This is a genomic window from Vibrio wakamikoensis (assembly GCF_050337275.1).
GTDB classification, from domain to species: domain Bacteria; phylum Pseudomonadota; class Gammaproteobacteria; order Enterobacterales; family Vibrionaceae; genus Vibrio; species Vibrio chaetopteri.
The window spans coordinates 39482-61768 of sequence record NZ_JAKJST010000020.1 but is presented as its reverse complement, the minus strand read 5'-3'; the positions used below and the strand labels follow the sequence as shown (position 1 = coordinate 61768).

The window sequence follows — 22287 nt, the reverse complement described above, 5'->3', positions numbered from 1 at the left end:
TCACCTCCTAGACAACCTCATTGCCCGCTCATTTGAGCGGGCTTTTTTGTGCTCTATTGAGCCAATCAATGAAGGTCTAGATAAGAAATACGTCTTTGAAACCGATCTGTCGGTACTCTTTGCTCTGTCCAGTTTGCCTCGTTAGCGATTACTTTTCGAAAACCAGAGAGATCATTTTGGACGATGTACTGTTGTAGAAACTTACGAGTTCTTCCTGTGTAGTCGCCCCTGAACTTGAGGTCTATAACGACCGCTTTGATCCGTGGATCAAGTTTATCCCAATTGCCATCACCATATTTTTTGGTGACGTCCGGCTTTGAGCAGAGACGTTTCGCTTCTGCTTCTTCTTCGAGATAGCTGATTAGAAAAAGCTTTACTTGCTGATCTTGAGATATTTCAAAGTGTGCGAGTGAATTACTAGAGATGAAATTCTTGGCTTGCGAACCATACAAACCTGCTGCTTTAGAAAGTAAGAAGGCTTCCGATACCTTTAGTCCAGCGTTTACGAGATCTTTTTGTACCTTGATAGCTTTCTTAGTCTTTAAATCGTAGCCACGACCTATGGTCAAACCGGAGTATTGGCTAGGGACATGTAATTTTCGACTATGATATCGACCTTGCTCAGTGCCCTCTGAGTCAAAGGTTAATGTTCCTACTTTGGGTCTTTTAACACTCATTTAATCGCCCTCCCTATACGTTACTTTGTAGCCATTCGAGATAATGTAATCGCTCATTGATTTTTAGTTCGAAGCAAGCATGCAAAAGAGAGGTATAAGCACTGCCATCCCAAGAATCGATCGTTTCCAGCTCACAATCTATGCGATATGAATGCTTCCATTGTGTATGTGCAGATTGGAGAAGGTGCAGGTATTTAGTGTCTTGAGCCTCTTCTGAGAGCATTTCAGACATAACAAGAGCTAGCTTTTTTAGCGCTGCTAAATACTGAACTTCTGAGCACTCATTCATTTCTTGCTGGGTATGCATTGAGCTGCAATGATTTTGACTGTATTGAAGGTGCACGTTTGGATAGTCTTTATTGGACTCATCAGAGAGAGCTAGACACGGAAAGAGGAGTAAGCAATAGAGATAGATATTTTTCATTGTTTTGTCTGTATTAGTTAGTTTTGAACGGTGCCTTGTAACCAATACACACATTTTTCGCTGGTCTCTCAACTAGAAGACTATGCATTGAGAGGCATGGAGTGGTTTTCTGAAAAACACGAAAAAGTCAGTTACAAGATGAATTATTCCAAATGGGAATAGTTATATTGCGGGCGTTTCGCTAGTGGTTATGTAGCAAGCAGATACAATTTAGAAAATTTCTTTCTGAGCTCATAGCATGGACGTAACTTACGACATTCTTGTTTTATTGTTTTTTGTAGCTGGTTTAGCCGGTTTTATTGATGCCATGGCGGGTGGAGGTGGGCTGTTGACGTTGCCAGCATTGCTCTCTGCGGGGGTGCCACCCACTCAGGCACTGGCGACCAATAAGCTGCAGAGCTCGTTTGGCAGTTTTTCGGCTACTTGGTATTTTGTTCGTAACGGCATTGTTGATCTCAAAGATATGCGCTTGGCGATTGCCTGTACCTTTGTTGGCTCGGCTGTGGGTGCTGAGCTTGTACAGCATATAGATGCGGGTGTTCTGACCAGTCTTATTCCGGTTTTGCTATTGGGTATCTCACTCTATTTCTTATTAGCACCACAGGCAGGCGAAGGTGGTGGCAAACCTAAGATGTCGGAAACCCTGTTTGCTTTTTCTGTTGGTACCGGTGTGGGCTTTTATGATGGCTTCTTTGGTCCAGGCACTGGCTCTATTTTTACTATCTGTTTTGTTGCTATTGCTCAGCTCTCGATTGTCCATGCGACCGCGCGTACTAAGGTACTTAACTTTACCTCGAACCTAGCCGCGTTGATTTTCTTTATCATTGCAGGTCTACCAGTATGGGAAATTGGTTTAGTGATGGCGGCGGGTGGTTTCCTAGGTGCGCGCATGGGAGCTAAAGTTGTCGTGTCTAAGGGAAAGAAGTTTATTCGTCCGCTGGTGGTTGTTATGTCAATGGTGATGGCATTAAAGCTACTTTGGGAACAGCATCCTCAATGGTTTCAATCACTGTTTTAAGGCGCGATTGCTTGAGTGCACTTGGCCGGTATATCACATGAACTGGGCGCGTTAAGGTGGTCAAAAAATCAAAGTCAAAACACAGTGACTCACTTATGTGTAAGGTTTTGATGATGGATAGCGGCACGAGTGCAGGTGCCACTCCTCGGATAGCGAGCTGAGCAGCCGCAGTGTACGAGTCCATCTGCATGCTTGGTGCGATTCCAGCTTGCTGTAATAAACCGGCTTGGTATGTATTCGCAGGATTGTTGAGATCATTGGTGATAAGACTCGTTGGTGGTTCGGTTAAGGGCTGCTGACTCACTACCTTGAATGGCTCATCAAAAAGGTGCGTCGTCACTAATCCAAGCCGCGAGTTTAAATGGCCGGCACACAGACCTACCGCCGCCTCACCAGATTTGACATGCTCGATGATACGGGGCGTGTGGTTGGTGGTGACGGTGAGATAGCTGTCTTTGGCAAGTAGCTGCGGCATTACGTCACTCAAGTAGCCTGCAACTAAGGTTTCTGAGCAATCGAGTCTTAATATTGAGTGTGTTTCAACTTGCTGTTCTTCGGCAATTAAACCGCGCAACTCATTCAAACTTGGGCCAACACGGGCAATGAGCGCCTCTGCCTCTGGCGTCAAACGTATTTGCCTTCCTTCCGGCTCAATTAAGGTCTTACCGAGTTTCTTTTCTAGATTGGCAATGCGCTTGCTGACCGCAGATTGGCTGATATAGAGACGACTACCGGTACGTCCCATGGTTTTCTCTTGAGCAAGCACCAGCAGTGTTTCAATACCTTCTAAAAGCATGACGATTATGATGAAAAAATGGAATTAATAGCCTTAGGTTAGCATAAAATTCTCTGCGCTAACTGTCGCGTTGTGCCATTTTTAGTAAAGTAGACGATGGCTATTTTTCCTGACACGAGATTTCCTTTTGATTGGTGTTGCTAGCAGGCGTTTGGCTTTTTAGCTCCGGTGTGGTGATGACTACGCGGTAGCCCTTCTCATTACCTGCTTCAACAAAATCCACAAAATAGTGAATACTGTCTAGCTCATCTTCGACATAATGCGAGACGTACAGCAACTGGCTTAGGTTTTCCTTAGCGATAAGCTCTAATGCATTCATAACCAATTTGCGCCCTAAGAAATCAAGGCCTTGATAAGGTTCATCCAAAATCAGTATCGTCGGCTGTTTGATAATGGCACGTGCGATAAGTAGCAGACGCTGCTGACTGTATTCTAAAGACTTGAATGCGCAATCTTTCAGGTGCGACATGTGCAGCAGAGTTAACCATTCATCAGCGGCGTTGATTTGCTTTTTGCTTGGTTTGTCATAAAGTCCGATGGAATCAAAGAATCCAGACAGTAAAACGTCACGGGCATTGCAGTTAACTCGGTATTGCAGGTGCAAAGATGAAGACACCATTCCAGTGTGCTGCTTGATGTCCCAAACTGTCTCGCCGCTGCCGCGTTTGATGCCATAAATCTCGATATCGTTGCTATAACATTGTGGGTGGTCACCAAAAATCATCCCGAGCAAAGTACTTTTGCCGCAGCCATTGGGACCGCGAACTTGCCAGTGTTCGCCATTGTTGATTTGCCAATTGACCCCGGAGAAGATCTTTTGCTCAACGTACTCCACCTTACCGTCAGTGATGTTGACCAAGGGATCCGCGAACTTAGCGGTATGCTGATGTTTACGGATAAGTTCGAGCCACTGTTCACTTTGCTGTGAAGATTGCGCTAAGAGCTGTGAAATAATTGGGTGCTCGCGCCATTCGGTATGGCTGAGCTGTTCCTTGAGCGCCCCTTTTTCAAACATCGCAACGTGCGACATCCAGCTTGGGACTTCATCTTCTCGCGAGGTAATGATGATCAGTTGAACGTGTAGGGATAGGTCTTTCAGATAGTCAGCTAGCATTTTACGGTGCAAAGTATCTAGACCAACAAAAGGCTCATCGAGTACCAATACTTTTGGCGCGCTGGCGAGTGCTCGCGCTAGCATCACGCGGCGGGTTTCACCGGTTGAGAGTTGTTTAAAACCGCGTTCTCTAAGATGAAGTAAATCTAGCTCTTGGATGAGCTGCTCGATCACATCAGGGTTATCAGAAAACTCCGAGACCAATTGTTCTACAGTGCGTCCAAAATCAATTCGATCTAAAAACTCACTGTCGTCATTAGCTTGTTCTAGTTCTAATAGTCGCTGCTGTTCGGCAAGCGAGACTTGGGCAATGCTAGAGTGAGGCTGTTGGAGTTGCCCTTCATCGGCTTTCAGTTCACCACACAGTAAATCGCCAAGTAGGCTGCCAACGTTGCCATGGGTTTCAAATACCGCCCAGTGCTCACCTGAACGAATAATCCATTCTGGTACAGACAGTGACAGTGGGTGGTTTAGCGAGACATTATTGAAGCAGATATCCATAGACGTTTCCCTGTCTGAATACAAAAGTGAGTGGCTTTTAACCAACATACTAAAGCGGCAGAGAAAAATGAAGAGGCTGACAGGAGAATTCGTTGTCTCCTGTCAGTTATTTGAGGCTATTTATCGAGTGCGAAGGTTGGCAAAGAGAGGTGCCAACGAATTGCGCCAAGGCGGATCACCAGAGTGGCCACTACGCAGCATAGAAAGGCGCTGCCAGTTGACGCGCCCATCATCAGAGCGCCTACATGGAAGGCACCACCAATAATACAGGCGGTAGCATACACCTCGCGCCTCAATACCATAGGAACTTCACGGGCAAGAACGTCACGAATAATACCACCACCGCAGCCGGTTAATACCCCCATGATCACTGCAATCAAGTACGAATCTTGAAAGATCAGTGCTTTTTCAACGCCGATGCCGACAAATACCGCAAGGCCAATCGCATCGCTGACAGGCAATACATACCAAGGCAGTCGTCTTGGGTGCCTGACCAGCATCATAGTGGCAATACAGGTCACTATGATTACCCAGATATAGGTTGTATCCGTTATCCAAAAAACAGGTGTTGCACCAAGCGCCATATCACGAATAGTACCACCACCGATAGCGGTTACACTGCCTAGCACCATAACACCAAAAGGATCCATCCTAAGTCTTCCTGCAAGTATCACTCCCGATATTGCAAACACTGCCGTACCAAAAAGGTCGACCAAATAGAGCATGGAATCCACAGCTATATTCTCACTGAAGAAAAGTAATAGGAAAGTACGCCAATTTTACGGGATTTAACGTTTGCGGATAGCGAATCTTACCTGAATGTGATCGATGTCTCATTTCTTCTGTGCTCGTACCCAGTGTAGGTGCTCACACACTTGAGTGACAGCCAGCAAGGTTCTTGGGGTTGGGCGATTGAGCCAATCTGAGGTTAAAGCCCACACATGGTCGTTTTGTACCGCGGGCAGTTCTTGCTGCCATTTTTGCCACATATTGCCGTTAGCGATGGCATGCTCAGAAGTGAATATAGCCTCAGGTTGGCGAACGATAACTTGCTCTGGGCTTACTTGAGGATAGGGCGCTTTGCTACTTGCGAAGATGTTTTCTCCACCACAAAACTCAAACACTTCACTTGGCCAGTTACCATCGGACAGGGTAATGATAGGCTTTTCACTCAGCTGGTAGAAATAACGCACCTTATCCTCGGTGTCGTACTTCTGTTTTAACTCAGCAAGCTTGGCACGAAACTGCTTTGCAGCATTGATGCCGATATCAGGATCGTCAGCATATTGACTTAGCGCTTCAAGGTTGTTGGCAATGCCTTCTAGAGATTTGGCTTTGGAGTAATAGAGGTTGAAGCCGAGGTGCTCTAGTTTTTCAAGCTCTCGGGCAGGGTTTCCGGTTGGCCATGCCAAGATTAGATCAGGCTCTATAGCAACAATTCGCTCTAACTTAATGCCCTGATAGTTAGCAACGCGTTCAAGCTTTTCTGCTTGCTCTGGGTAGTCGCTGTATTCACTGACAGCAATCAGCTTGTCGCCAAGACCAGCGGCATAAGCCAGCTCTGTCGTGTGTGGGGCGAGGCTGATAATACGCTGGGTATCGGCAATGGCTACGCCACTGGCTAGCAGAGCTAAAACGCCTAACAGGGTTTTCTTCATTGATTACAATCCTTGGTAGATGATGAACATCACAGCGCTTTGTAGCATTAACCACACATAGATCCGCCATGCGATGTGTTTTTGAATTTGAGCGATATGAATGGCCGCGGGTGCGATTTTCCCACCTACTCGAGCACGCTGTAGTTTGTCAGTACCATAAATAGCAGGGCCACCTAACGCCAGTTCAAAGCGGTTGGCATAGCCGCAGATGAGCCAGTTAGTCGCTGCATTTGGCCAAGCTTTCGCTTGTGATAGGGTTTGTTTGATAGCGTGTGTAGGCAGGCCGAGTAAAACCATCATTGAAAACAGTTTTTGCGGCACAAAGTCAATCATCATAAATAGCCAAGCCGCGGGTTTACCAAAGGTCGCATAACCTAGCTTGTTTGGACTCCAGCTGCGAGCGAGCTCTGCACAAAGACGATACATTAGTGCGCCTATGCCGCCCGCTAGACCATACCAAAACAAAACGCCGATGACGTTTCTCGCATAGCCCACAATAACGCTTTCCGCGCCAGCCTTTCCAAGTCCAAGTAACGACAGCGCGTCCGTTTCTCGATTGACTTTGGATGCAAGCAAATGGCGAGCGCTCGACTTATCTTCTTTTGCCAAGGCGTCTATGAAGCGTCGTGTGAATAGCTCATTGCCTCGCCACTCAACCGCGAGCAGTAGTAGGGCGAGCTGATAGAATTCTGCTTTCCAAACCAAGGTCTGAAGTGCGACTAGCACGGCCAAGGTTGGAACGAGTAGTAGCATTAACGCCAGTATTCCCGATAGCTGCTGTTGTTGAGGTAATGCGCTTGGCGAGTTAACCTTGCTCGCTATATGACTTAGCAATAATTGCCAGAACCTGACTGGATGTGCCGAGGGTGGAATGGGGATAAGTAGATGAAACAAAAGTGCACCCCAGAGCGTTAGGAGTGCACCATTGGCATATAAACTCTCAATAAAAGAGCTCATTTACGTCGTCCTTGTACGTGATGTTGTTTACAACAAGGCGCGCTTACTTAAGCAGCTCAACCATTTTTACTACCATCTCCGACGAGCTTTGCGCTGCTAGGGGTAGGAACTCTTCAAAGCTCATTGGTGATTCTTTATCGGCTACATCAGAAATAGCACGAACCACTACGAATGGCGTGTTGAACTGATGACAGGTTTGCGCAATCGCAGACGCTTCCATCTCAACGGCAATAACGCCAGGGAAGTTAGCACGGATAACCGCTTGACGCTCTGGGCGACATACGAATTCGTCACCTGTACAGATAAGGCCGCGTACTGCGTGCTTGTCTTCCATTTGAGCCAGCGCTTGCTCAGCGACGTCCATCAGTTTTTGATCCGCGGCGAACGCTGCTGGTTGACCTGCCATTTGACCAATCTCGTAGCCAAATGCTGTTACGTCAGCGTCGTGGTGACGAACTTCGGTCGAGATAACCACATCACCTAGGTTTAGAGAAGACTCAAAGCCACCTGCAGAGCCCGTGTTAATCACAACGTCTGGCTGGTAATCGCTAAGAAGGATCGTGGTACCCACTGCTGCCGCGACTTTACCGATACCTGATTGAAGCAACACGATGTCTGCACCGTCAAGTTGACCAGTAAAGAAGGTACAACCGCCTTTCTTGGTTTCTTCAAGGTTCGTCAGTGCTGCTTTTAGGATGGACACTTCTTGTTCCATTGCGCCAATTACGCCGATTTTCATAGAGAGTCTCTCAAGTTGGAAAACGTATTTTGGCGTGCAGTATAGCAACAGTCGCCGCGCTTCCCAACCTTTGCGAGATGGAGCGATTAGGGATTTGCGATGACTAATCCAGTTTCGATGAGCTTAGCGCGAAGCGCTTCAACTCGTTTTCTGTTTACGTCGAAATCGTAGTAGCCAATTCGTGCTTCGGAGCGCACTAGTAGCTCACCGTCTTGGATTTTAACCTCCATATCATCTACATACCGAAACACACTTGAGGTGTATTCCACGCGTAGATAGTTGCCTTCGAATGCAGCTACCTCGGCGTTATCGAAACTAAGCGCTACGGTTTCAATCTGATTGATGTTGGTATCCGGGGCGAGCTTAAATGGCGCGAGTTTAAATTCTTCACGGCTATCTTGGGTGGAGACGCAGCGCGGACTATCGCCGCAAGGCTCCTCAGTTCGATCTGTGGTGGTCTTATAGCCTGCACCGCAAGCGGTAAGCAAAATGACAGAAGAGAGGGTAATTAGCTTTGTTATTGTCATAACGTTCCCTTGCAAAATGTAGCGCTTTAAAAAAACCCAGCAGTAGTGCTGGGCTTAGTCTTGGTTTATGTACTGGCAACCCTATACTTCTAGGAAGTCTAGTATGCCTTCAGCGGCTTTGCGTCCTTCATCAATGGCCGTAACGACTAAATCTGAGCCTCGCACGGCGTCACCACCGGCAAAGATCTTCTTATTAGTGGTTTGATACATAAACTCTTGAGATACTGGCGCTTTGATGCGGCCCCATTGGTCAAGTTCGACGCCATAAGGTTCCAACCACGACATTTGATGCGGCTGGAAGCCAAATGCCATGATGACAGCGTCTGCTTCCAGCACATGCTCACTGCCTTCCACAGGTTCAGGTCGGCGGCGACCCGCGTCATCTGGCTCACCTAAGGCTGTTTTCACCACTTTCACGCCGCAAGCGTTGCCGTTGGCGTCCACTTCGATACCAAGCGGCTGAAGGTTAAACATAAAGTTAACGCCTTCCTCGCGAGCGTTTTTCACCTCTCGGCGAGAGCCTGGCATGTTGGCTTCATCACGGCGGTAGGCACAAATAACGCTGCTCGCCGTTTGGCGAATTGAGGTGCGCACACAGTCCATGGCTGTATCACCACCGCCAAGGACGACGACTTTTTTACCTTTCATATCAATAAACGGCTGCTCTTCACCTAGATCCATTACCTTATAGGTATTGGAAACCAAAAACGGCAGGGCATCAAAAACACCAGGAGCATCTTCGTTCTCTAAACCTGCTCGCATATTTTTGTAAGTTCCGACGCCAAGGAACACCGCATCGTAATCTTCAACTAAGCTTGCCATTTCAACGTCTTTGCCGACTTCGGTATTGAGGCGGAACTCAACACCCATCTCAGTGAAGATGCGGCGGCGGTTGAGCATGACATCTTTTTCTAGCTTGAATGATGGGATGCCAAAGGTAAGTAGGCCACCAATCTCTGGATAGCGATCAAATACAACCGGCTTGACCCCATTGCGCACTAAAATATCAGCCGCCGCAAGACCAGCGGGTCCCGCACCGATAATGGCGACCTTTTTATCCGTCCACTCCACATGAGACATGTCCGGTTTCCAACCCATCTCGAAGGCTTTGTCGGTGATGTATTTTTCGATGTTTCCGATAGTGACGGCACCAAAGTCATCGTTCAGGGTACATGACCCTTCGCAGAGACGATCTTGCGGACATACGCGACCACAGACTTCGGGCAGGCTGTTGGTTTGGTGCGAAAGTTCAGCCGCTTCGATGATACGTCCCTCATTGGCGAGCTTTAGCCATTGCGGGATGTAGTTATGAACAGGGCATTTCCATTCACAGTATGGGTTACCGCAGTCAAGGCAGCGATCGGCTTGAGCCGTCGCTTGCTGTTTAGTGAAGGGTTCGTAGATTTCCACGAATTCGATTTTGCGAATCTTAATCGGCTTTTTAGCAGGGTCGACGCGATTCACATCAATAAATTGGTATACGTTCTGGCTCATTATTCTGGCTCCTTCCAATTACTGTGCTTGAACGCGCAGCTCTGCAGCGCTTCGGCTTTGGTGACCAAGCAAGGTGCGAAGATCCGCAGCTTTTGGCTTGACGAGATAGAACTTCGGAATCCATTCATCGAAGTTCGCCAGAATGTGTTCGGCGTGCACTGAGCCTGTCTCTTCTAGGTGCTCAGCAATAAGGCCGCGCAGATGCTCTTGATGGATATACAAATCAGACAGCGAAATCGCTTCTACTGATTCCGTGTTGACGCGACCTTCAAAGTCGTCGTTACTGTCCATCACATAAGCAAAGCCGCCAGTCATACCTGCGCCAAAGTTAACCCCCGTAGCGCCAAGGATGGCGACAATACCGCCAGTCATGTATTCACAAGCGTTGTCACCGGCGCCCTCAATCACAGCAATAGTGCCTGAGTTACGCACCCCAAAGCGCTCGCCAGCGGTACCTGCTGCATACAATTTTCCGCCTGTTGCGCCGTACAAACAGGTGTTACCGACGATAGTGGCATCGTTACAAGTGAAAGTAGTACCGACGTGTGGTTTGATAACGAGCTTACCGCCCGCCATGCCTTTACCGACATAGTCATTGGCATCACCCGTTAGGTAGATTTCCACCCCACCAGCGTTCCAAACGCCGAGGGATTGGCCTGCAGTACCATCGAGATAGAGTTTGATTGGGCTGGTCGCCATGCCTTGGTTGCCATAGCGCTTAGCCACACTGCCAGAAAGTCTCGCACCAACAGAGCGATCGGTGTTTCTGACATCAAAGTAGAAACTGCCTCCGGATCTGTTTTCAACGGCCGTTTTGGTTTGCTCAACAATCTTCTGGTTAAGCTCTGCTTTATCAAAAGGTTGATTTGGCTCAGTCCAATACAGTGGATGAGATTGCGGAGACACTGGCGCTTCGAGAATGTTCGACAGATCGAGCTTGGATTGCTTCGCGGTCATCCCTTCGACAGCTTCTAATAAATCGGTACGACCAATTAAGTCAGTGAGCTTTTCTACCCCGAGTTCAGCGAGCAGTTCGCGTACTTCATCGGCAAGTCCCGTGAAGTAGTTGACCACCATTTCTGGTAGACCTTTGAAGTACTCTTTACGCAGCGTTTCATCTTGCGTGGCAACGCCCGTCGCGCAGTTGTTCAGGTGACAGATTCGTAAGAATTTACAGCCCATCGCGACCATAGGTGCAGTGCCGAAACCGAAACTTTCAGCACCAAGGATGGCCGCTTTAACAACGTCTAAGCCGGTTTTTAAACCCCCATCTACTTGCAATCGGATCTTATGGCGCAGGTTATTGGCCACTAGAGCTTGTTGCGTTTCAGCAAGGCCGAGTTCCCAAGGACAACCCGCGTATTTCACTGATGTCAGTGGACTTGCTGCTGTGCCACCATCATAGCCTGAGATGGTGATGAGATCGGCATAGGCCTTGGCAACTCCTGTGGCAATCGTGCCGACACCCGGCTCGGAAACCAGTTTTACCGATACCAGCGCGTCGGGATTAACCTGCTTCAAATCGAAGATAAGCTGGGCTAAATCCTCAATAGAGTAGATGTCGTGATGCGGAGGTGGGGAAATAAGCGTGACCCCTTGTACTGAGTGACGCAGCTTAGCGATTTCCGCTGTGACTTTATGTCCTGGCAGCTGGCCACCTTCGCCGGGTTTCGCCCCTTGCGCAACTTTGATTTGCAGCACGTCGGCATTGGTGAGGTAGTGTGGCGTCACGCCAAAACGGCCGGAGGCAATCTGCTTAATGCGAGAGTTACGGTTAGTTCCAAAGCGGCGGGGATCTTCGCCGCCCTCACCAGAGTTGGAATAGCCCCCAAGCTTGTTCATTGCCATGGCAAGCGCTTCGTGCGCTTCTGGGCTCAATGCGCCAATGGACATTGCCGCTGAGTCAAAGCGTTTGAACAGCTCCGTGTTAGGTTCAATTTGCTCAAGTGGCAGCGCGTTGTCCGCCTTTTTCAACTGCATCAGGTCACGTAGCATCGCGACAGGGCGGTCATTCACTTGCTTGGCATACGACTTGTAGTCGGAGGCTTCGCCCGATTTCACCGCTTGTTGCAGCGTACCAACGACATCAGGGTTGTAGGCGTGATATTCGCCATCGTGAACGTATTTAAGCAGGCCGCCATGTTCCACGGGTTTGCGTTTTGCCCATGCCTTGCGAGATAGGTTGAACAAGTCTTGTTGGAAGTCTTCAAAGCTTGCACCTTGAATACGTGTCGTTACGCCAGTAAAGCACAGGTCGACCACATCACGATGCAGACCAACCGCCTCAAACAGCTGTGAGCAGCGATAAGAGGCGATGGTCGAGATACCCATCTTTGACATTATCTTATACAGACCCTTGTTGATACCATACTGATAGTTTTGCATCACATTGCGGTAGCTCTTATCAATGGCACCATCATCAACAAGTTTTCCTAGCGCCTCATAAGCGAGGTAAGGGTAGACAGCAGTCGCGCCAAATCCAAGCAGAACCGCAAACTGATGTGGGTCACGAGCGGTTGCAGTTTCAACAATAATGTTGGCATCGCAGCGAAGGTTCGCGTCAATCAATCGAGTTTGTACCGCGCCAACCGCCATAGCTGCTGGAATAGGCAACTTGCCTTTAACAAGGGCACGATCGGAAAGCACCACCAGAACCGTCCCTTCTTTAACGACGGTCTCCGCGTGATCGCAGAGATCGAGCAGAGCTTGTTTGAGATCTTTCTCATTTGGATCGTAATTGATATCGAGGATCGTGTTGCGATAGTGCTTGTCACTTAGCTCAAGGAGTTGCTGCATATCAGAGTAAAGCAGTACTGGTGAATCGAACGTCACACGGTAGGCGTGGCCATCGGTTTCACAGAACACATTCATCTCTTGACCGACACTGGTTGCAAGCGACATCACGTGTTTTTCGCGCAGTGGGTCGATAGGTGGGTTGGTGACCTGAGCAAACTTCTGACGGAAGTAGTCAGTCACCAAGCGCTCTTTAGAGGAGAGCACTGCCATTGGAGTATCATCGCCCATGGAGCCAACCGCTTCTTGAGCCATATCGCCAAGCACGCGAAGAACCTGATCGGTCTCTTCGTTGGTCATAGCGAACTGTTTTTGATAGGTCTTCAGCACCGTTTCATCAAAGCTGCGCTCGCCAACTTGGTCATCTTCGAGAGCGCTAAATGGCGTTAACTTGTGGACGTTGTTTTCCATCCACTCGCGGTATGGGTGACGGCTCTTGAGATCGTTATCGATGTCATCTGAATGCCACAGTTCGCCCTCTTGAGTATCGACAACCAGCAGTTCGCCTGGGCCGACACGCCCTTTCTCTGCTACTTCATCTGGAGCGTAATCCCATATACCGACTTCAGATGCCAGCGTGATAAGGTTGTCTTTGGTAATCACGTAACGTGCTGGGCGTAAGCCATTGCGGTCAAGGTTACAGGCCGCATAGCGACCGTCGGAAAGGACGATACCAGCAGGGCCATCCCAAGGCTCCATGTGTTTTGAGTTGAAGTCATAAAAGGCGCGCAGATCTGCATCCATATCTGGGTGATTTTGCCATGCTGGCGGAACCAGCATTCGCATAGCTCGGAAGATATCCATACCACCAGATAAGAATAGGTCGAGCATGTTATCTAGGCTCGAAGAGTCTGAGCCCGTTTCATTCACGAAAGGAGCGGCAGTTTGTAGATCCGGTAAGAGTGGTGACGCAAATTTGTAGGCGCGAGCCTTTGCCCATTGGCGGTTGCCTTCAATGGTGTTGATCTCACCATTGTGCGCTAAGTAGCGGAAAGGCTGTGCCAATGGCCAACGGGGCTGAGTATTGGTAGAGAAACGCTGGTGGAACAAACAGATCGACGATTCCATACGAAGATCGGCAAGATCGAGGTAGAATCGCGGAAGATCGGCCGGCATGCATAGACCTTTGTAGACGATCACTTGAGTCGATAAACTACAAATATAGAAGTCTTGATCTTCCGTAATGCGTTTTTCAATGCGGCGCTTAGCGATGTATAGACGTCGTTCAACATCTTGCTCCCGCCAACCTGCCGGTGCCGAGATAAAGACCTGAACAATATTGGGTAGCGAACTTAACGCGATTGGGCCGAGTACGTCTTCGTTGGTTGGCACGTCACGCCAGCCAGAAATGGTCAGCGTTTCTTTAGACAGTTCTTGGTGGATGATGTCTTTTGCAGATTGGGCTTTGACCGGATCTTTGGAGAGAAACATCATACCGACGGCATATTGCTTAGCCAAGTTCCATTGGTTTTCTTCTGCAATTAAGCGGAAATATGAATCGGGTTTTTGAAGTAATAAGCCACAACCATCGCCGGTTTTTCCATCTGAGTTGATGCCGCCACGGTGAGTCATGCGGTCCAGTGCTGAGATTGCGGTGCGAACCAGTTTGTGACTGGGTTGACCTTGCATATGCGCAATCAGGCCAAATCCACAGTTGTCTTTTACAAGACTTGGATCGTAAAGAGCCATTGCCTTTCTCCCTTTGAGCTTGCTGTCATCCTGACAGTAAATTAATGCTTTTTAATGACTTTTTATTGTTATGTGAGTCAAATTTTTAACTGTTAGTTATTAACAAATTGCATTTATTTTATTTTCACGAACTTCACAACGTATAGCTTATGGCAAGAAAGGTCAAGTTTTCAGAAATTTGTTGTGTATGTCTCGAAAAAACAAACAAATAATCTAGTTACTTTACAGTCGGTTGCTGTGTAAAAGGAGATAAGGTTAACAAGTTGCGCGTGATTTATGCGTGTCGCCCGTCAATGATGTGCTTTTGCCTAGGCTGAGTTATAGATAGAAAAAAGGCCAGCATAAAGCTGGCCAAATTAGGAAGGAATGCTGTTAATTACTTATCCGCGTAACTAGACAGTCTACCTTTAAGCGGAAAGCATCAACGAGTTGGCTTTCGCTTCTAGGTTAGTGTTGCCCATTAGGTATTCATCGATAGCACGCGCACACTCACGGCCTTCGTTGATACAGCGTACAACCAGAGACTGGCCAGTACGCATGTCACCTGCGGCAAATACACCTTGTTGGTTAGTTTGGAAGTTCTCTGCAGCAACGTTGCCACGCTCATCCAGTTTGATGTCAAGCTGAGCCAGCACACCGGTAGGTTCTGGGTGTAGGAAGCCCATTGCTAGGAACGCCATGTCACATGGGATCACACGTTCAGAGCCGGCTACTTCATCAAACCCAGGACGCTCACCTGGAGCGGCATCTTGCCAAACGATATCAGCGATACGAAGACCCGTTACTTGACCTTCATCGTTACCGATAAACTCTTTGGTTAGGATGTTCCAATGACGATCACAGCCTTCTTCGTGAGAAGTTGTGGTCTTCATGATCATTGGGTATTGCGGCCAAGGCATGTTAGCTGGGCGCTTCTCTGGCGGAATTGGCATGATTTCTACCTGAGTGACGCTTGCTGCTTTATGACGGTTAGAAGTACCTACACAGTCAGAGCCAGTATCACCACCACCGATGACCACTACATGCTTATCTTTCGCGTGGATCTCTTCACCTTTCAGATCCATGTCGTTAGCACGGCGGTTGTTTTGCGCTAGGAATTCCATCGCAAAGTGAACGCCGTTCAGCTCACGTCCTGGAACCGGTAGGTCGCGAGGTACAGTAGAGCCACCGGTTAGCAGCACAACATCAAACTCTTGACGAAGCTGCGCAGCGTTTACATCAACACCGATGTGTTGGTTAACCTTGAACTCAACGCCCGCTTCAGCCATTAGGTTGATCTTACGGTCAATGATATCCATGCCTAATTTGAAGTCAGGAATACCAAAGCGCAATAGCCCACCGACTTTCTCATCGCGTTCAAACACTGTCACTGAGTGACCAGCGCTGTTTAGCTGCTCAGCCGCAGACAGGCCCGCAGGACCTGAACCAATGATAGCCACCGTTTTACCCGTACGAGAGCGAGGCGTTTTTGGTTTCGCATAGCCTTCACGGTAAGCCGTTTCAACGATCGTCTTCTCAATGTTACAGATAGTGATTGGGTCTTGGTTAATACCAAGTACACAGGCACTTTCACACGGAGCAGGACACACACGACCTGTAAACTCTGGGAAGTTGTTTGTTGTGCTTAGGATGCGCCAAGCTTCTTCCCAGCTGTCACGATACACGGCATCGTTAAACTCAGGGATGATGTTGCCGATAGGGCAACCGTTGTGACAGAAAGGTACGCCACAATCCATACAACGAGAAGCCTGAGTATTGATCTTATCGCCAAACTCTTCGTTAAGAACGAACTCTTTGTTGTCTTCAATACGAACTGCTGGGTCGAGCTTCCCTGGAAGCTCGCGACCATGTTCTAAAAATCCAGTAGGCTTACCCATTATACTGCCTCCACTTCTTCCGTTTGAGCTTGCTCAGCTTCTGCTTTGCGCTTTAGTAGCACCGCTTTGTAGTCGCGTGGCATCACTTTCACTAGCGATGCAATGCTGGCTTCAAAGTTGTCTAAGAACGACTGAGCGACTTCACTTCCTGTGAACTCCACATGCTTAGTTAGCATGTCTAGTAGTAGTTCGCGATCTTCTTGTTCGATTGGGTCTAGGTCGACCAATTCTGGGTTTAGCTTGGTTTCAAAGTCACCGGCTTTATCCCAAACATATGCCACACCACCACTCATGCCGGCAGCAAAGTTACGACCTGTTGAGCCTAAGATAACCGCCACACCGCCAGTCATGTATTCACAGCCGTGGTCACCCACGCCTTCAACCACAACTTTCGCGCCAGAGTTACGAACACAGAAGCGCTCGCCAGCCATACCGCGGATGTACGATTCACCAGACGTTGCACCGTAGAAACAAACGTTACCAACAACGATGTTGTCTTCAGCAACAATGCTCGATTTCGCATCTGGGTACAGTACTAGCGTACCGCCAGATAGACCTTTACCCCAGTAATCGTTCGCGTCACCTTCTACTTCGAACTTCACGCCCTTAGCAAGGAAAGCACCGAATGACTGACCAGCGCTGCCGTTAAACTTAACGTTCATTGGCTGTGGTAGACCCTGGTCTTTGTAAACTTTAGAGATTTCGTTCGATAGCATGGTACCTGCAGAGCGATCCGTGTTGATGATTGGGAATTCAGCGTTAACGGCTTCACCCTTCTCAAGTGCTGGGATAGCCGCTTGAATCAACTTACGGTCTAGAACCTGTTCTAGGTTATGGTTTTGCTCTGTTTGGTTGTAAACACCGTCTTCTTCACGTGCAGGTTGAATGTGCAGAACTGGCGATAGGTCTAGGTTCTTGTATTTCCAGTGGCCGATGTCGTCACGGATCTTCAGTTTCTGAGACTGACCAACCATTTCGTCGATAGTGCGGAACCCAAGCTCTGCCATTACTTCACGCAGGCCTTCAGCCATGTATTGGAAGAAGGTGACGACATCTTCTACGCGGCCATCAAAGCGCTCACGTAGCGTTTTGTTTTGTGTTGCGATACCGACAGGACAGGTGTTCTTGTGACACTTACGCATCATGATACAGCCTTCAACAACCAGAGCGGCTGTTGCTACACCCCATTCCTCTGCACCTAGCAAGGTCGCAACGGCAAGGTCACGTGGCGTTTTCATCTGACCATCAGATTGAACCACGATACGGTTACGTAGACCGTTCTTCAGAAGCGTTTGGTGTGTTTCTGCCAAACCGAGCTCCCAAGGAAGACCAGTGTGGCGAATGGAAGACATTGGTGATGCACCTGTACCACCATCGAAACCTGCAATAAGGACAACGTCCGCTTTCGCTTTCGCTACACCTGAGGCGATAGTACCAACGCCTGCTTCCGATACCAGTTTTACGTTTACGCGACCAGCACGGTTCGCATTCTTCAAGTCGTAGATCAGCTGAGCCAAATCTTCGATTGAGTAGATATCGTGGTGCGGCGGTGGCGAGATTAGACCAACGCCTGGAGTGGAGTGACGAGTCGCACCGATCCAGTCATCGACTTTATCACCTGGTAGCTGACCACCTTCGCCCGGTTTTGCACCCTGTGCCATCTTGATCTGAATTTCTTCAGAGTTGGTTAGGTAGTAAGAGGTAACACCAAAGCGACCTGATGCAACCTGCTTGATCGCAGAGCGTTCCCAATCGCCGTTTTCTTTACGTTCGAAACGAGTTGGGTCTTCACCACCTTCGCCTGAGTTCGACTTAGCGCCAATGCGGTTCATTGCTACAGCAAGAGTAGAGTGAGCTTCGTACGAGATAGAGCCGAACGACATTGCACCCGTTGCAAAACGCTTAAGGATGCTTTCAATTGGCTCAACTTCCTCTAGAGGGATTGAACCTGCTGGGTTCTTAACAAAGTCTAGCTGGCTACGCAGTGTTGCAGCGTTGTCGCCTTGGTCATCAACCGCTTTCGCGTATTGCTTAAACTGAGCGTAATTTTTGCTGCGAGTCGACTCTTGTAGTAGCGAGATAGTTTCTGGGTTAAACAGGTGTTTCTCACCACGTTGTTTCCACTGGTAAACACCACCGACATCAAGAACTTGTACTGGGATCTCACGCGTTGGGAAGCCAACACGGTGACGGATCAGTACTTCTCTCGCGATGTCATCAATGGTTAGACCTTGAATACGAGAAACCGTGCCAGTGAAGTATTTCTCAACCACTGACTTGCTTACGCCAAGTGCCTCGAAGATCTGTGCACCGTGGTAAGACTGCAGCGTTGAGATACCCATCTTCGAGAAGATCTTCAGAAGACCGCCGTTGATAGACTTACGGTAGTTCTCGAACAACTCAGAGATGCTAGCTTCTGGATCAAGCTTCTTAGTGCGCTGTAGCTCTACCATAGTTTCGATAACTAGGTATGGGTTCACTGCGTTCGCGCCGTAGCCCACTAGTGTTGCAAAGTGGTGCGTTTCACGTGCGTCGCCCGTTTCAACCACGATGTCACACTTAGCACGCAAGCCTTTACGGATTAGGTGGTGGTGAACTGCGCCAACCGCCAGCATCGCTGGGATAGCGGCGTGGTTAGAGTTCACGGCACGGTCAGTTAGCAAGATGATTGAGTAACCATCGATAACCGCGTCTTCCGCGTATTGGCAGATACGTTTTAGGGCGCGCTCTAGCTTGCCTTCGTCTTCGCTAGCTTGGAATACGATATCCAGTGTCTTAGCTTGTAGGTGCTCATTATCGATAGCACGCAACTTCTCAAGTTCTGAGTTAGACAGAACAGGAGACTCAAGCTCAACTTTTTGGCAGTGCTCTGGCGATTCTGCCAGTAGGTTCTGATCTTTACCTAGGTAAGTGTTCAGAGACATCACCATACGCTCACGAATCGGGTCGATTGGTGGGTTGGTTACCTGAGCAAATAGCTGTTTAAAGTAGTTGGACAGATGTTGTGACTGGTGCGAAAGGATCGCCAGTGGCCAGTCAGCACCCATTGCAGAAAGTGGCTCTTTGCCATCTTTTGCCATAGGGACAATGATTTCGTTTACTTCTTCCGAGCTAACACCAAACGCTTGCTGTTTGTGCAGTAATTTCTCTGGAGAAGGTTGGCTGAATTCGTTGCTCGCATCTGGAAGCTTCTTCAGGCTAAGTAGGTTCTCTTCCACCCATTTCTGGTATGGCTGAGCACTTGCAATGCCATCTTTCACTTCTTCATCAGAGATGATACGACCTTGCTCTAGGTCAGCAACGAAGATACGACCTGGCTGTAGACGACCACGGAACTCAACGTTCTCTGGCTCAATGTCGACAACACCAGATTCGGACGCCATGACTAGGAAGTCATCTTTGGTCACGGTATAACGTGATGGACGCAGGCCGTTACGGTCAAGCGTTGCACCTACCTGAACACCGTCAGTGAAACAGACCGATGCTGGGCCATCCCATGGTTCCATAACGTTGGCGTGGTACTGGTAGAACGCACGACGGGTTGGATCCATGTTTTTGTTTTCTTGCCACGCTTCAGGAATCATCATCATTAGCGCGTGTGGCAGGCTACGACCAGACAGAACTAGGAGCTCAAGTGCCATATCGAAGTTTGATGAATCCGAGCTACCTTCTTGACAGATAGGAAGCAGCATGTCGATTTCTGCTTGTGTGAACAAGTCAGATTCGATGATAGCTTCACGCGCCTTCATCCAGTTCAAGTTACCGCGAACTGTGTTGATTTCACCGTTGTGGGCAATGTAACGGAAAGGCTGCGCTAGGCGCCATCTTGGGAAAGTATTGGTAGAGAAACGAGAGTGAACCAGCGCAAGTGCTGTCACCATCGTTGGATTTTGTAGATCTAAGAAGTACTGAGGTACTTGCTCTGTCGTCAGCTGACCTTTATACACCAACGTCTTGTAAGACATCGAGTTGATGTAGAAGTCATCACCGATGTTTGACACGCTTTCTAGACATACACGAACCGTGTAGTTGCGAAGGACGTAAAGCTTGCGTTCAAGTTCTTCCGGTGTGCAGCCAGGGCCGCCCGTTACGAATACGTGTTCAAATTGAGGCTCTGTGCTTAGTGGGTCAGCACCAATCATAGAGTTGTCGGTTGGCAGCACGCGGTAGCCAATCACTTCTAGATCTAGGCGCTGTGCATTGCGCTCTAGGATGTCACGACATTGTGCGCGTTTGTGTTCGTCTTTAGGGAACAACACAACACCTACACCGTATTTCTCAAACGATGGCAGTTTAATGCCAAGCTTCACGGTCTCTTCTAGCAAAAATTCGTGTGGCTTTTGAAGTAGGATACCTGCACCGTCACCGCTGCATGGGTCACAACCTTGACCGCCACGGTGCTCCATTCGCGCTAGCATATCCAGGGCTTGAGTCACTACATCGTGAGATTTACGGTTTTTTAGGTGAGCAACAAAACCGATACCACAAGCGTCATGCTCCAATTCAGGAGTATACAGACCTTGTGTATTCTGCTCTCTATCTACCATAGATACTTCCTTCCAGTTAAATCTAGACGCAATTAGAGTGTGTGATTGCGTCTTGTCCTTTGTAATTTTGATTCTTGACTGCCAGAGGGGGCAGTGTTCGAGTCCATTCTGCATCTCGCAGGAAAAGTGTCGCGAGAAAAACATTCCGTGGTGATATTCAATGTCTTCATTCCACAATCTAGTGAAATCTGTTGGTGGGAGTAGAATATCGACCCTAATCTACCAATTCGTACTGTAATAAAAACGGCAAATACAGCAGAATTGTGTAAGTATCCTACAATTTTGTCCTCGTTAATTCCAACGAAACTTACGTCTGTTACACATTTTTTTTATCTTGTTTTGAATATGTTTTATAACATCGGTGCAACATTTCGGGTTTTTTGCTTGTTTTTCTGCATATTTATTGATTTTGGTTAAGAGCGTTTAAAACGCTGATTGCTACTATTCATGGTTTTCTTTTGCAGGGATGTAATTTAGTTTCACAAATTAGAGTGAGATTCATTCTTATTAGTAGGTTTTTTGAACATGCAATTACATGAGTTAGTGAATACCATCGGCCAAGATCTGCAGCGTCGATATGGAGAAAAGGTTCACAAGCTAACCCTGCACGGCGGCTTTAGCTGCCCAAATCGCGATGGCACTATTGGCCGTGGCGGCTGTACATTCTGCAACGTGGCCTCTTTCGCCAGCGAAGAGACCCAGATCCAGTCTATTCACGACCAGCTTACCGACCGAGCCGGTGAGGTTAAGCGCGCTAAGAAGTATCTGGCGTATTTTCAGGCCTACACCAGTACCTATGCTGAAGTTCAAGTGTTGAAAAACATGTACGAAGAAGCGCTCAAATACGCGGATATCGTTGGTTTGTGTGTGGGAACCCGCCCAGACTGTGTGCCAGATTCGGTGTTAGAGCTACTTGCCGTTTATGTTGAGCAAGGCTATGAGATTTGGCTCGAGCTAGGTCTGCAGACAGCGAACGATCAAACCTTAAAACGCATTAATCGTGGTCACGATTTTGCGGTTTATGATGAAATTACCAAGCGCGCTCGCGCTTTAGGTATTAAAGTGTGCACGCATTTGATTGTCGGTCTGCCGAACGAAATCAAGCAAGATAATCTACAGACGCTAGAAAAGGTGCTGGAAACCGGTACCGATGGCATCAAGCTGCATGGCCTTCATATTGTAGAAGGAAGCACCATGGCGAAAGCTTGGAGAGCAGGACGCCTTGAAGCGCCAAGTCTAGAATTTTACTTAGATGTCGCCAGTGAAATGATTCGCCGAACGCCGGCCGAGATTGTTTATCACCGCGTTTCTTCCTCAGCAAGACGCCCAATGCTGCTCTCACCATTATGGTGTGAAAACCGTTGGCTGGCGATGACCGAACTTGGCAGAACTCTAACGGCAGAAGGTGCTCAGGGAGCACTGACCGAGAATCCGTTTACTTATCACAAACCTGTTCTCAAATAATTCGCCTTCCGT

At 48.3% G+C, this 22287-nt stretch carries 15 protein-coding genes; 2 read left to right on the top strand and 13 right to left on the bottom strand.

Translation table 11 applies throughout. The annotated features are described in order from the left end of the window. Nucleotides 1–65: 65 nt before the first annotated feature. Together L4C42_RS11660 and L4C42_RS11655 are read right to left on the bottom strand one after the other, a co-directional pair. Nucleotides 66–677: a lysozyme family protein gene (locus L4C42_RS11660; RefSeq protein ID WP_353497864.1), complete on the bottom strand. Its 612-nt coding sequence runs from the start codon at nucleotides 675–677 to the stop codon at nucleotides 66–68. 13 nt (nucleotides 678–690) lie between these two features. After that, a complete protein-coding gene (locus L4C42_RS11655; protein ID WP_353497865.1) occupies nucleotides 691–1101 on the bottom strand; it encodes a lysozyme inhibitor LprI family protein in 411 nt (136 codons plus the stop codon). Nucleotides 1102–1339: 238 nt separating this feature from the next. Here L4C42_RS11655 and L4C42_RS11650 point away from each other — a divergent pair, with 238 nt between their 5' ends. After that, the gene (locus tag L4C42_RS11650) at nucleotides 1340–2119 is read left to right on the top strand and encodes a TSUP family transporter (RefSeq protein ID WP_338163544.1); all 780 of its coding nucleotides are present in this window, start codon (nucleotides 1340–1342) and stop codon (nucleotides 2117–2119) included. Here L4C42_RS11650 and L4C42_RS11645 read toward each other — a convergent pair. The 11 genes from L4C42_RS11645 to gltB (L4C42_RS11595) form a co-directional block, all read right to left on the bottom strand. Further along, nucleotides 2049–2915: a LysR family transcriptional regulator gene (locus L4C42_RS11645; protein WP_353497866.1), complete on the bottom strand. Its 867-nt coding sequence runs from the start codon at nucleotides 2913–2915 to the stop codon at nucleotides 2049–2051. The genes L4C42_RS11650 and L4C42_RS11645 overlap by 71 nt on opposite strands. A 100-nt stretch (nucleotides 2916–3015) precedes the next feature. After that, nucleotides 3016–4530 (bottom strand): ATP-binding cassette domain-containing protein, encoded by a 1515-nt coding sequence (locus tag L4C42_RS11640; RefSeq protein ID WP_353497867.1) that lies wholly within the window; start codon nucleotides 4528–4530, stop codon nucleotides 3016–3018. Nucleotides 4531–4646: 116 nt separating this feature from the next. Continuing rightward, entirely contained in the window at nucleotides 4647–5264 is a 618-nt protein-coding gene (locus tag L4C42_RS11635) for a TRIC cation channel family protein (RefSeq protein WP_353497868.1), read from the bottom strand. A 99-nt stretch (nucleotides 5265–5363) separates the two neighbouring features. After that, nucleotides 5364–6188 carry a vitamin B12 ABC transporter substrate-binding protein BtuF gene (gene btuF, locus L4C42_RS11630; RefSeq protein WP_353497869.1) on the bottom strand — a complete coding sequence of 275 codons (825 nt, stop codon included), beginning with the start codon at nucleotides 6186–6188 and terminating at the stop codon, nucleotides 5364–5366. A 3-nt stretch (nucleotides 6189–6191) separates the two neighbouring features. Then, nucleotides 6192–7145: a cobalamin biosynthesis family protein gene (locus tag L4C42_RS11625; RefSeq protein WP_418641742.1), complete on the bottom strand. Its 954-nt coding sequence runs from the start codon at nucleotides 7143–7145 to the stop codon at nucleotides 6192–6194. Between the two features lie 43 nt (nucleotides 7146–7188). Continuing rightward, the gene (gene mtnN / locus L4C42_RS11620) at nucleotides 7189–7884 is read right to left on the bottom strand and encodes a 5'-methylthioadenosine/S-adenosylhomocysteine nucleosidase (RefSeq protein WP_353497871.1); all 696 of its coding nucleotides are present in this window, start codon (nucleotides 7882–7884) and stop codon (nucleotides 7189–7191) included. Between the two features lie 86 nt (nucleotides 7885–7970). Then, nucleotides 7971–8411, bottom strand: coding sequence for a DUF1499 domain-containing protein (locus L4C42_RS11615; protein ID WP_353497872.1), 441 nt, complete (start codon nucleotides 8409–8411; stop codon nucleotides 7971–7973). An 81-nt stretch (nucleotides 8412–8492) separates the two neighbouring features. Next, the gene (locus L4C42_RS11610; RefSeq protein ID WP_353497873.1) at nucleotides 8493–9905 is read right to left on the bottom strand and encodes an FAD-dependent oxidoreductase; all 1413 of its coding nucleotides are present in this window, start codon (nucleotides 9903–9905) and stop codon (nucleotides 8493–8495) included. An 18-nt stretch (nucleotides 9906–9923) separates the two neighbouring features. Then, nucleotides 9924–14387 carry a glutamate synthase large subunit gene (gltB, locus tag L4C42_RS11605; RefSeq protein ID WP_353497874.1) on the bottom strand — a complete coding sequence of 1488 codons (4464 nt, stop codon included), beginning with the start codon at nucleotides 14385–14387 and terminating at the stop codon, nucleotides 9924–9926. 407 nt (nucleotides 14388–14794) lie between these two features. Continuing rightward, nucleotides 14795–16264: a glutamate synthase subunit beta gene (locus L4C42_RS11600; protein ID WP_418641741.1), complete on the bottom strand. Its 1470-nt coding sequence runs from the start codon at nucleotides 16262–16264 to the stop codon at nucleotides 14795–14797. After that, complete coding sequence (gene gltB / locus L4C42_RS11595; RefSeq protein ID WP_353497876.1) at nucleotides 16264–20811, bottom strand: glutamate synthase large subunit; 4548 nt, start codon at nucleotides 20809–20811, stop codon at nucleotides 16264–16266. Before gltB (L4C42_RS11595) ends, L4C42_RS11600 begins: the two co-directional genes overlap by 1 nt. Nucleotides 20812–21336: 525 nt before the next feature. Between gltB (L4C42_RS11595) and mnmL the strand changes: the two genes are divergently transcribed. Next, nucleotides 21337–22275, top strand: coding sequence for a tRNA modification radical SAM protein MnmL/YtqA (gene mnmL / locus L4C42_RS11590; RefSeq protein WP_353497877.1), 939 nt, complete (start codon nucleotides 21337–21339; stop codon nucleotides 22273–22275). The last annotated feature ends 12 nt before the right edge of the window (nucleotides 22276–22287 follow it).